Origin of the sequence: Larkinella sp. VNQ87 (assembly GCF_049445795.1) — a bacterium.
GTDB lineage: Bacteria > Bacteroidota > Bacteroidia > Cytophagales > Spirosomataceae > Larkinella.
Map to the genome: position 1 here is coordinate 230,857 of NZ_JBMSDT010000011.1, position 12,158 is coordinate 243,014.

Genomic DNA, 12,158 nt, shown 5'->3' on the forward strand with positions numbered 1-12,158 from the left:
TGAATGAAAAATAAACGCATTTTGGGCGTTTTTCTTCGCTGGCCGTCCCCCGCCGAATGGTTAATTTTCGGCATGAGTGTTGTGCTGCTTTTTTTTGCTGTCGTCCCCAGCTTGCCAGCCAAACTATACCAGATTTCGGGTGTCGGGTTTTGCCTGTCCTTTTTTGTTCTCTTTTTGCGGGAAGCGCAGAGTGAAATGCCTCGTTACTTTTATAAGTGGCTCTGGGCTTTGTTTGGCATCGTCAAACTGAATTCAAAACTGGTCAGCGAGATCTTTGTCATACAGACCTGGCAACTGTTCGATGTGGTAGTTATTGTGGTTTTGCTTCGTTCTATTCATACCTATAACCTTGAAAACGAACGACAACCGCTTTTCTTCCGTCGGGTAGCCGGTCAGTAGCCGTACCAGTCGCCCCACCACCGTTGCAGTTGTTTCCGGATTTCGTTCTCGCGCGCGTTGTGGCCCGGTTCGTACAGTTTTGTCCCTTTTAAGTCTTCGGGCAAAAAGTCCTGCGGCACAAAATTACCTTCAAAATCGTGGGCATACTGGTAGTTCTGGCCGTATCCGATCTGCTTCATGAGCTTGGTCGGGGCATTCCGCAGATGCAGGGGCACGGGCTGGTCGGCGGTTTTTTCGGCCAGCGCCATCGCGTCGTTGATGGCTACGTAACTCGCGTTGCTTTTGGGCGAAGTAGCCAGATAAACCGCTACCTGCGATAGCACGATCCGGCATTCGGGGAAACCGATGGCCTTCACGGCCTGCATGGCGTTGGTTGCCATGATGATGGCTGTCGGATTGGCGTTCCCGATATCTTCCGACGCCAGAATCAGCATCCGGCGGGCAATAAAAACCGGATCTTCCCCGGCCACCAGCATGCGGGCCATCCAGTACAAAGCTGCGTTGGGGTCACTACCGCGCAGGGATTTGATGAAGGCCGAAATGATATCGTAATGCTGTTCGCCGGATTTGTCGTAGCGGGCAATCTGCTGCTGCGCCACACTCGTCACCAGCTCATCATCAATCACCATTTCCTGGTTGTCCGGCCTCGACATTACGACCAACTCCAACAAATTCAGTAGCTTACGCCCATCCCCTCCCGACAACCGCATCAGGGCGTCGTACGACTGAACGGTAATTTTTTTGTCTTTCAGATAACTGTCTTTCTGCAGGGCGTTATCAACCAGTTGCTTCAGCTCATCCACGCCCAGCGGTTCCAGGATATAGACCTGGCAGCGCGACAGTAGGGCTGAGTTCACCTCGAACGACGGGTTTTCGGTCGTCGCGCCAATCAGCGTAATCGACCCTTTTTCAACAGCGCCGAGCAGGGCATCCTGCTGGTTTTTGTTGAACCGGTGAATTTCGTCGATGAACACAATCGGCGGAAATAGCCCCGACGGGCGGCTGAGCACATCGCGGACTTCCTTCACCCCGGCACTGATGGCGCTGAGGCTGTAAAACGGACGTTTGGTCGATTCGGCCAGCAGTTGGGCTAGTGTCGTTTTCCCGACGCCCGGCGGTCCCCACAGGATCATCGACGGAACGCGATTCGCTTCGACAGCCCGGCGCAGCGGCCGACCAGGGCCGATTAATTTTTGCTGTCCAATAACCTCGTCGAGGATGCGCGGACGCATCCGTTCGGGGAGGGGCGTGGTGATGGGGTTCATGCAGAAATTACCGTTTGACGTTCTCCGGTTTCGGCTGCAAAAGTAGGCAACCTTAGGGGCTAAACGTCAAACAGCCGGCAATAGTTGGAACCCGGTTTTGGCTAGAGAACTACTTTTTCGGGCGAAATGTATTTTTTCAGGTTCGTTAACGCACCGAAAATGAGGTTGTAAACCGATTGAATGTTAATCTGCATCAGCGACGAAATTTCTTCGTTGCTCATATTCTGGTAATACCGCAGGTAAACGGCTTCGCGTTGACGGCGCGGGAGTTTTTCGATGGCTTTGGCAACGCAGGAATTCACGTGATCGTCTTCTTCGAACGAAATCAGCGTTGATTCGTAGGAGGGAGCACAGCCCGGCAACCATTCGCGGTCGTTTTCGACATCATCCTGGCTGCTGAATTTCATCTCGGCGTTCAGATGACGAACCAGTTTGCGCTTGATCGAAGCCATCAGATAAAACCGGACCGAGGTAGTCTGACCGATGGTTTGCCGGTGTTTCCACAGTTCGACAAACAGGTCGTGGATGCAATCCTTAATCAATGCCCGGTCGGCGGTGAAATGTGCGCAATAGTGGTAAAGTACCTGCACATATTCTTTGTAAAGCCGGGCGAAAGCTACTTCGTCGCCACTCCGGAACTGATCCCAGAGTTGCTCTTCGTCTATACCGGACGGGGTGCGGTAGCGAGGCATAATGATGGTTTAGGATGGGGTCTATACAACTATTACATGTACGGAATGTAAACTTATTAACAAAACTTGGTAATAAAAACAGTTTGAGGGATTTTTTACAAAAACTTGTAATAATAGGATTATTTTTATTTTAGTATGCGTGCATACAGACCCGGTTTTCAGGCCGTGAAGACGGAAGTAAATTGAAAGCTTTGTCCATCGAAAAGCCCTTTGTCGCTGAGTTTCAGGTGGGGAATTACGAGGAGAGCCATGAAGGAAAGCGTCATAAACGGCGATGCCAGCGTACTGCCCAGCGTGTCTTTTGCAAACCGGTCGAGGTCGGTATACTGTTTAGCAACGGTGTACCCATCCACATCGGTCATGAGCCCGGCAATCGGCAGCGGCAGGAGGTGAGCCTGCGAATCGGCGACGGCACTCAAACCGCCCCGGGCTTCAATCACCAGATTGACGGCCCGGCTGATGCTTTCATCGTCGCAGCCAACGGCAATGATATTATGGGAGTCGTGACCGACCGACGAAGCCAGCGCCCCTTTTTTTAACCCAAAGTTTTTAATAAAAGCCACCGCCGGAGCCGCATCCTGATACCGGTTGACAACGGTAATCTTTAAAAGATCCCGCGAGGCATCGGCCACGACCCGGTTTTCAACCAGGCTGGGCGCGAAGGATAGACTATTGGTAATTAGTTGGCCATCGAGGGCTTCGATGACGCGAATGGCTGGTTCGTTTTGGGCCGGATCCATCATCACCGCAAAGTCATCCGGTTTTTTCGGCTGGCAATCGAAGCGATTCACCTGTTCGCTTCGTAAATCCGGTACCTTTGAAAGCCCATTTTCGGCCACCAACGTCCCATTAATATACGTTTGCTGAACTGCGAAGTTTTGTAAGTCCTGTACCTGAATAAAATCCGCCGGGTCACCTTCGCGCAGCAGCCCCACTGGCAGCCGGTAATGCAAAACCGGGTTCAAACAGGCGGCTCGCAACACTTTGAACAGATCATGCCCCTTCGCCAGCGCCCGCCGAACCAGTTGGTTGATATGCCCTTCGATCAGGCTGTCGGGGTGTTTATCGTCCGAGCAGAACATGATTTTATCGGGGAATTCGGTGAGCAACGGAATCAGGGCTTCAAAATTCTTGGCCGCGCTGCCTTCCCGGATCAGAATGTTCATGCCCCGCTGCACTTTGTCCAGCCCTTCCTCGTACGTAAAACACTCGTGGTCGGTGGTCATTCCGGCGTCGATATACCGTTGGGCGTCGTCGCCCCGCAAACCGGGCGCGTGGCCGTCGATGGGTTTGTTGAATGCCTTCGCCAGCGTGATTTTGGCCATCACGTCCGGGTCCTGGTGCAGAACACCCGGAAAATTCATCATCTCGGCCAGGTAACCGATTTCTTTCAGGCCCAGCAGCCGCCGGACATCCCGGACGCCGATCGTAGCTCCGGCGGTTTCGAAGGTCGTGGCCGGAACGCAGGACGGCGCGCCGAAGCAGAACTTGAACGGCGTCCGTTGCCCGTCGGCGATCATGTATTCGACGCCCGCAACGCCCAATACGTTCCCGATCTCGTGCGGGTCCGACACCGTTGCCACCGTGCCATGCACCACCGCCAGCCGGGCAAACTGCGCGGGGGTCAGCAGCGAGCTTTCGATGTGAACGTGGGCGTCGACAAAACCGGGGAGCAAATACGGTTCGCCCGGGCGTTCGGTGCCGAGTTCGTCGATCTGGTAAATCCGACCTTGTTCTATGGTCAACTGGCTGAAGCGGATGGTGCGGTCGAAAAGGTTGAGGAGGTTGCCGGAAACTTGCATGAACGGGTAAAGAATCTTGCTATTTTTCTTTCAATATTAGTGATAATTCCCTGACTTTTGTCTCTTAAAATTAACCGGCCTACTAACCGACCGTTATCTAGTTTATCTACCTTATGCAGCATAAAGTTTTGAAAGTACACCCCGCCGACAATGTGATTGTTGCCCTGCAAAACTTTCAACCGGGTGAATCAATCGAGTTTGAAGGGCAAACCTACACGCTGCCGATCGGCGTGGGAATAAAACATAAATTCGTTACCGAAGACCTGCAAACCGGCGATTCCGTCATCATGTATGGTGTGTTAGTGGGGAAAGCGACACAACCCATCAAACGTGGAGAACCCATCACGACGTTTAACCTCAAACACGACGCGGACCAGTACGGCATCGAAAAGAAAAAACCGTATCACTGGCAACCGCCTGATGTCTTGCGCTGGCACAATCGCACCTTCATGGGCTATCACCGGGCCGACGGCCAGGTCGGGACGGCCAACTATTGGCTGGTGGTCCCGCTGGTGTTCTGCGAAAACCGCAACATCCTGATTCTGAAAGACGCCTTTGAGCGTGAATTGGGCTACGCGCAATCGGAAATCTACCGCGAACAGGTTCACGAATTGCTGCAACTGTACAAAGCGGGCGAGGTCAACACGATTCATAAAATGGAACCGTTCGTCGATCCGTCGATCATGCGTACACTCGACGAACCCAAGGCCAAACGACCGTTTAAAAACATCGACGGCATCAAATTTCTAACCCACGAAATGGGCTGCGGAGGCACCCGGCAGGATTCGGAAGCACTCTGCGGTCTGTTTGCCGGTTTTATCAACAATCCCAACGTGGCCGGGGTGACGGTTTTGAGCCTGGGCTGCCAGCACACGCAAACGTCGATGCTGGTCGATGAGGTGAAAAAGCGCAACCCAAAATTCAACAAACCGCTCCTGATTTTTGAACAGCAGGAAGGTACTGAGTTTGCGATGCTGAGCAATGCCATCCGGGAAACCTTCCTGGGATTGATCGAGGTCAACAAGGTTGAACGACAACCCGCTCCCCTGAGCAAACTGACCGTTGGCCTGAAATGTGGTGGTTCCGACGGTTTTTCGGGGCTTTCGGCCAATCCCGCCATCGGGCATTTGTCGGATATTCTGGTCACGCTCGGCGCGAAAACCGTCTTGGCGGAGTTTCCGGAACTGAACGGCGTCGAGCAGGAACTGATCAACCGCGCGCTATCCGACGACAAAGCGCTGAAATTCATTCACCTCATGCGGGATTATTCGGCCAAAGCCGAAGCCGTGGGGTCCGGTTTTGACATGAACCCCTCGCCGGGCAACATCCGCGACGGCCTGATTACCGACGCCATTAAGTCGGCCGGGGCCGCCAAGAAAGGCGGAACTGCGCCGGTGGCCGACGTGTTGAATTACACCGAACCGGCTACCGTACCCGGTTTGAATTTGCTCTGTACGCCCGGCAACGACGTGGAAGCGACCACGGGCATGGCCGGTTCCGGCACGAACATTATTCTGTTTACCACCGGCTTAGGTACCCCGACCGGCAACCCGATTTGCCCCGTTGCCAAAATTTCGACCAACACTGCCCTGGCCAACCGGATGCCCGACGTGATCGATTTCGATTGCGGCCCGATCATCGAGGGTGCCGAAACCATCGAGCACAATGCCGAACGGCTGCTCGACTACGTCATTCAACTCGCCAGCGGTGAAGTCCGGACCAAAGCCCAGCAACTCGGCCAGGACGATTTCATCCCCTGGAAGCGGGGCGTTTCACTTTAATTTTGAATGAGCGAATGAAGGAATGAGTGAATAGCTTCGCAGGAAGCCACTAATTAGCGAAGCTATTCACTCATTCCTTCATTCGCTCATTCACTCATTGAAAATAACCATGTTTAGCTTACACGATAAAGTTGCCATCATTACGGGTGGGGCCAGCGGGATTGGGCTGGCGATGTCGCAGACGTTTGCCCAGGCCGGTGCCATTGTTCATATTCTGGAACTGAATGCCGATCTGGCCCGGCGGGTGGCCGAAGAGATTAATGCCAACGGGGGCCGGGCACACGCCCATGCGATCGATGTCTCGAACCAGGCGCAGGTGGTGGAAGTCATCGGAACGATTGCTGCGGGCGGGGCCATCCACATTCTGGTCAACAACGCCGGAATTTCGCACATTGGGACGGTGGAAACCACCACCGAAGCCGACTTCGACCGGGTGTTTACGGTCAACGTCAAAGGCGCGTACAACTGCCTGTTTGCTACCATTCCGCACCTGAAAGCCAACGGCGGGGGCGTGGTGTTGAATATGGCGTCGATCGCAGCGACCATCGGGATTCCGGACCGGTTTGCCTATTCGATGACCAAAGGCGCGGTGGTGTCGATGACGTTGTCGGTGGCGAAGGATTACCTCAAGCACAACATTCGCTGCAATTGCATCTCGCCCGCCCGGGTCCATACGCCGTTTGTCGACGGTTTTCTGGCGAAGAATTACCCTGGCCAGGAAGCCGAGATGTTTGCCAAACTGGCCGCTACCCAGCCCATCGGCCGGATGGCCAAACCGGCGGAGGTCGCGGCCCTGGCGCTGTACCTCTGTTCCGATGAAGCCGGTTTTATCACGGGTTGTGATTACCCGATCGACGGCGGTTTTGTGCGATTGAATAACTAAAACCGGCCTAGAATTTTCCGGTAAGCCGGTGGCAACGGCGAAAAAAGGATTGTTAAACTTAAGCGGGAGTTTCGGAAGCCTACGGGCTGTTCCGGGACTCCCGTTGTCGTTTCTACGCACAAGGAAGGTTCTGAGTAATGTGACCAGCCAGCCAAAACGATGTCATATTGTTTCAAAGTGGCCTGAATGCGTAAACTTAAAATTTCTGAAATCGGAGACCTATAAATAATGTTAATAATTTTTTCATATAGCTCGTTATATTTTAAAATAATTTATTAATGTTGTAATAAATTACTTGTACTTCAATCTCACTTACTGTTTCTATGGCAAAAAATTTACTCAGGCTTATTATCATCTTCCTGGTAATAAGTACCTCCGCAATCGCGCAGACGATTACGGGAAGGGTTACGGGCGGGAACGACGGGCAACCCTTGCCGGGCGTTTCCATTGTGGTGAAAGGGACTACAGCCGGTTCGACGACCGATTCCGATGGAAAGTTTAGCGTAGCGGCCAGCAAAAATGGTACGCTGGTATTCTCGTTCATCGGTTACAAAACGCAGGAAGTTGCCATTGCCAACCGCTCGGTTGTCGACGTGGTCATGGCCGAAGACGAGAATATGCTCGGCGAAGTCGTGGTAACGGCTTTCGGGATTGCCAAAGAGCAACGGTCACTGGGTTATGCGACGGCGACCGTGAAAAACGAGGATCTGGTTAAAACCGCAACGCCCAACTTTGCCACGGCGCTGTACGGAAAAGCTCCGGGTGTTAGCATTAATGCCACGCCGGGTGGGGCTACCAGTGGGGTTAGCATCAATATTCGGGGTTTTAGCTCCATTACCGGAAACACCCAGCCGCTGATTGTGATGGATGGAATTCCGATCCGGAACGGAGAAGCCCGGAATACGGATTACTGGGGGGATCAACGCATTCGCGGGAACGGCATTCTGGATCTGAACCCGGCCGATATCGAAAATATATCTATTCTGAAAGGGGCTTCGGCGGCTGCGCTCTACGGTTCGGAAGCCGTCAACGGGGTTTTGCTGGTAACCACCAAATCCGGAAAAGGCCGCAAAGGCGTTAGCGTCGATTTCAATGCCAGCTATAGCGTGGATAAAATTGCCTACCTGCCTCGCTATCAAAATGTTCGTGGGCCGGGCTATATGCTGAACTACGCCAACGGCGGGCAGGATGCCAACGGCTTTATCTATTACGATACCGACGGCGATGGCCGAGGGGATACGCGCGGGCTGCTGAATGCCAGTGTTAACTTTGGACCGAAGTTCGACGGGCAACCAGTGATGTCTTTTGATGGTAAAATTCGTCCGTATTCACCGTCCGGCAACAGCTACGCCGATCTGTTCGAGAACGCCAACAGTTCCAACATCAACCTGTCGGTTTCCAAAGCGATGGACAATGGCAGCCTGCGGTTTTCGTATACCCGCCAGGATAATGGGATGATCAGCTATAATTCAAAAAATAGCAAGAACATCATGAACCTGAGTACCAGCTTCAACGTCAATAAGAAGCTACAAACTGATCTGACGATCAGTTACATCAATCAGTACACGCACAACCGTCCCTTTAAGGTCGATCGCATGATCAACAACTTCACGGGGATGATGAACCGGTTTGAAGCCGCCGACTGGTATTTCAACACGTACCAGACTAGTCTCGGTTATAAATTTGTGACGGGAACCAATCCGAGCCTGACACCCAACGAGAACATTATCCGAAATGGTTTCAAGTCGGATATTGCCGATTATGTCTGGAGTACGCGGAAGAACACCTACGACGAGTACAGTAACCGGATTATTGCCAGTGCAACGCAAACGTGGGACATCATTGACGGGCTGAAACTGCGCGGTCGGATTGGAACCGACTTTACCTCGGAACGCATTGAAGATAAACAGAGGAGTTCAATCCCTCTGGCGTTTGGCTACTCCGGGTACTTTTCGATGAACAACAACCTGTACAGCAACGTCTACGGCGAAGCGATTCTGACCTATACCAAAAAGCTGAATGACGATCTGGCGGTTACAGCGACAGGCGGGTACAATGCGAACAAGATGCTCAATACCTTCGTAAGCCGTTCAACCAACGGGGGGCTGAGCACCGAAAACTTCTTCGATATTTCGGCCTCGGTTAACACCGCCGGTGGAAGCAACTCCCGCGAACGGTGGATTCGGGATGCCTTCTTTGGAACATTGAATTTCGATTATAAAAACTTCCTGTTCGTCGAAGGAACGATCCGTCGGGACCGCACTTCGACGCTGGTGACGGGTAACAATGCTTTTGTGTATCCCTCCGTCAACTCGGGTTTTGTCTTTTCGGATCTGTTCCGACTGCCTACGTTCATCAGCTACGGAAAGCTGCGGGCCTCCTGGGGGATTGTGGGAAATTATCCGCCCATCTACAGCGCCAACAATGCCTACAATCAGGGTAACCTGAGCATCCAGCAAACCGGTGGTAGCTCGGTCCTGTACACCAACATCAGCAGCAGTTACGGCAACGACAAAATCCGTCCGGAACAGAAACGCGAATTTGAGTTCGGTCTGGAAGGCAAGTTTTTCGGCAATCGCTTAGGGTTCGATCTGTCGTATTACAACGCTCAGATCGTCGACCAGATTTTGCCGCTGACGATTGCCGCCAGTTCGGGAGCCCGGTCGGTGTTAGCCAACATCGGTACGCTGCGCAACCAGGGGGTTGAACTAGCCCTGAATGCCACGCCGATTGCCAGCAAAAACGCTGATGACCTGAACTGGAACATGACGCTGAACCTGGCCAAAAACAGCAACAAAGTAGAAAAGCTGGCCAACAACTCGACCGAACTGCTCCATGCTGATTATGACGGAAATGCGGCTCAACTGCGCTCGGTAATCGGACGGCCGATGGGGGATATCTACGTCCACGGTATTCTGACCAACGCGCAGGGCCAGAAGATTGTCGGTCCGAATGGGATTTATCAACTGGATGGAGCCAACTGGATTCGGGCTGGCAACGCAATGCCGAAATTAATCGGTGGGTTCATCAACAGCCTAAGTTACAAAGGCTTTATGCTGGACTTGGTGGCTGATTTCCGGATTGGTGGTCACATCATGCCGACGGGGATCAACTGGATGACCTCACGGGGTCTGACCGAGGAAAGCCTGACTGCGATGGACAAAGAGCACGGTGGTCTGAGCTACTACGTGGATGCCAATGGCAAAGGGGGCCAGACGACGGCGGCTGCCGGTCCCAATGGGGAGGTAGTTTACAACGACGGGATGCTGATGGAAGGGGTACTGGCGAATGGCGAACCGAACACGAACGTTATCCCGCAGGCGCGGTATTACAACCAAACCTACAACTGGGGTGGTCCGCAATATAGTAATTCCCGGTATGAGCTGTATGTAAAAGAAAACACCTACATCAAAATGCGGGAAATCTCCCTGGGGTACCGCATTCCGGCCAGTATTACCCGCCGGATTGGTACGCAGAACCTGACGGTGTCGGTGTTTGGCCGGAACCTGTTCTTCTTCTACCGGACCATTAAAGATCTGGACGCCGAACAGACCAACTCGAGTACACGCTGGTACGAAAACGTCAACAATGCCGGAAACAACCCTTCTTTCCGGACAATGGGGGTTATGCTGCGTGCCGGTTTCTAATTTTAAGCTGATTCGAAAAATGAAAAAAATATCAACTTTAGTGTTAGCGGGTCTGTTGCTGGCCACGGTTTCCTGTAAAGAATCCGAGTTTGCCGAATCGTACCCCAATCCCTCAAAAATTGCCGAAAGCACGGTTGAGAAGCAGTTTACGGGTGTTTTGTATTCCAACCGGGAGTATGTTCTGCCGGGCTATCGCCACTACTTTGTGACGTTGCGTACATCGCTCAACCCGTATACGCAGGCGATTGGTGTGCTCAGTGCAGCGGGCCGGTATGTACCCGGTTCATCAGGGGTGGAAGATGTCTGGTACAGCTATTATGACATGCTGGCGCAGTACCGGGAGTTGCAGAAGGTATATGCATCCAAACCGGCGGAACAGCAGGCTGCTCTGAAAGTGTTCATGCTGGCGGCTGCGGTCTATGTCTACGACCATACGCAGCGGCTGGTGGATGTACACGGGGCTATTCCGTTTACGGAAGCCGGGATGCTGAGTTCCAACGGGGGCGATTATGCGGCCTCAACGGCGAAGTTCGATACGCCGGAGTCGCTGTACACCTTTATGCTAGACGATCTGAAGAAGATTGCCACCGAACTAAACGGCATTACGCTGAACGCCGGGTATCAGAAGTCGTTCCAGACGCAAGACTTCCTGAACAAAGGCGATCTGACGGCCTGGAAACGGTATGCCAACTCGCTGCGGCTCCGGATGCTGAACCGCCTTTCGGACGTAGAAAGCTTCAAATCGCGGGTGAACACCGAAATGGCCGAGATTCTGGGCAACGCGGCTACCTATCCGATTGTGGAAACCAACGCTCAAAACATCCAGGTCAATGTATTTGACATCAATACCGACATCAACTCAAAAGGATTCCGCGACGGGTTGGCGTCGGATGGCTGGTATGGCAACACGGCCGGAAAAGCGATGATCGACCACATGAACGCCAATAAAGACCCGCGTCTGCCGATTCTGTTTGAGCCGGGCGCCAATGCCGCCGGGAAGTTCATCGGCATCGATCCGATGGCAACGGAAGCGGTCCAAACAGCCCAGTATAACGGTGGCCAGGTGGCTATTTACAATCGGTATACGCTGAGTCATAACCAGTTTTTCCCGGGTGTCGTGATCAATGCTCCGCAGATGAACCTGATCAAAGCGGAATATTACCTGCGGACAGGCAACGATGCGCTGGCAAAAACCGCCTACGAAACCGCCATCACGCAGTCGGTGGATTTTTACAACAAGATTCTGTCGATCACCAACGCAACGGGAATCACGACCTCAACGCTCCCGGCGCAGGCGACTCCGGCTGCCGTGGCCGCCTACATCGCGGGCGATGGAGTAAACTGGAGCAAGGCAACCACCAATGCCCAGAAGCTGAGCCTGATTGCTACCCAGAAATGGCTGCACTACAACGTGGTTCAGCCGTACGAAAACTGGGCCGACCTGCGTCGACTGGACATGCCGGTGCTGAGCTTCCAGGCCGACAACGCCAACGCGCAGACGCTGCCGCCGACCCGTTGGACCATTCCGGGTAATGAAATTACCTACAACGCAGCCAATTACGCGGCTGTCAAAGCCAACGACAACCTGAAAACCAAAATTTTCTGGGATGTGAAGTAAATGCTGAGAATCAGTTAGTTCATAAATTTGGATAGAATCAAAAAGAGGCAAACCGGTTGGTCTGCCTCTTT

The 12,158-nt window shown here is 53.0% G+C and carries 8 protein-coding genes; 5 read left to right on the forward strand and 3 right to left on the reverse strand.

Annotated elements, in window-relative coordinates; genetic code table 11:
- Positions 1-3: 3 nt before the first annotated feature.
- Positions 4-399 carry a hypothetical protein gene (locus tag ACO2Q8_RS20250; RefSeq protein WP_423346666.1) on the forward strand — a complete coding sequence of 132 codons (396 nt, stop codon included), beginning with the start codon at positions 4-6 and terminating at the stop codon, positions 397-399.
- Here ACO2Q8_RS20250 and ACO2Q8_RS20255 read toward each other — a convergent pair.
- The 3 genes from ACO2Q8_RS20255 to ade all read right to left on the reverse strand — a co-directional run bounded on the left by ACO2Q8_RS20255 (position 393) and on the right by ade (position 4,158).
- Positions 393-1,664 (reverse strand): replication-associated recombination protein A, encoded by a 1,272-nt coding sequence (locus ACO2Q8_RS20255; RefSeq protein WP_423346667.1) that lies wholly within the window; start codon positions 1,662-1,664, stop codon positions 393-395. The two genes, ACO2Q8_RS20250 and ACO2Q8_RS20255, sit on opposite strands and share 7 nt — an antisense overlap.
- A 101-nt stretch (positions 1,665-1,765) precedes the next feature.
- A complete protein-coding gene (locus tag ACO2Q8_RS20260; RefSeq protein WP_423346668.1) occupies positions 1,766-2,356 on the reverse strand; it encodes an RNA polymerase sigma factor in 591 nt (196 codons plus the stop codon).
- Positions 2,357-2,514: 158 nt separating this feature from the next.
- Positions 2,515-4,158, reverse strand: coding sequence for an adenine deaminase (ade, locus tag ACO2Q8_RS20265; RefSeq protein WP_423346669.1), 1,644 nt, complete (start codon positions 4,156-4,158; stop codon positions 2,515-2,517).
- A gap of 113 nt (positions 4,159-4,271) precedes the next feature.
- Here ade and ACO2Q8_RS20270 point away from each other — a divergent pair, with 113 nt between their 5' ends.
- The 4 genes from ACO2Q8_RS20270 to ACO2Q8_RS20285 all read left to right on the forward strand — a co-directional run bounded on the left by ACO2Q8_RS20270 (position 4,272) and on the right by ACO2Q8_RS20285 (position 12,087).
- Entirely contained in the window at positions 4,272-5,939 is a 1,668-nt protein-coding gene (locus ACO2Q8_RS20270; RefSeq protein WP_423346670.1) for a UxaA family hydrolase, read from the forward strand.
- 109 nt (positions 5,940-6,048) lie between these two features.
- On the forward strand, positions 6,049-6,822 hold the full coding sequence (locus ACO2Q8_RS20275; protein WP_423346671.1) for an SDR family NAD(P)-dependent oxidoreductase: 774 nt from the start codon (positions 6,049-6,051) through the stop codon (positions 6,820-6,822).
- 323 nt (positions 6,823-7,145) lie between these two features.
- Positions 7,146-10,469 (forward strand): SusC/RagA family TonB-linked outer membrane protein, encoded by a 3,324-nt coding sequence (locus tag ACO2Q8_RS20280; RefSeq protein WP_423346672.1) that lies wholly within the window; start codon positions 7,146-7,148, stop codon positions 10,467-10,469.
- Positions 10,470-10,488: 19 nt separating this feature from the next.
- Complete coding sequence (locus tag ACO2Q8_RS20285; protein WP_423346673.1) at positions 10,489-12,087, forward strand: SusD/RagB family nutrient-binding outer membrane lipoprotein; 1,599 nt, start codon at positions 10,489-10,491, stop codon at positions 12,085-12,087.
- Positions 12,088-12,158 lie beyond the last annotated feature (71 nt).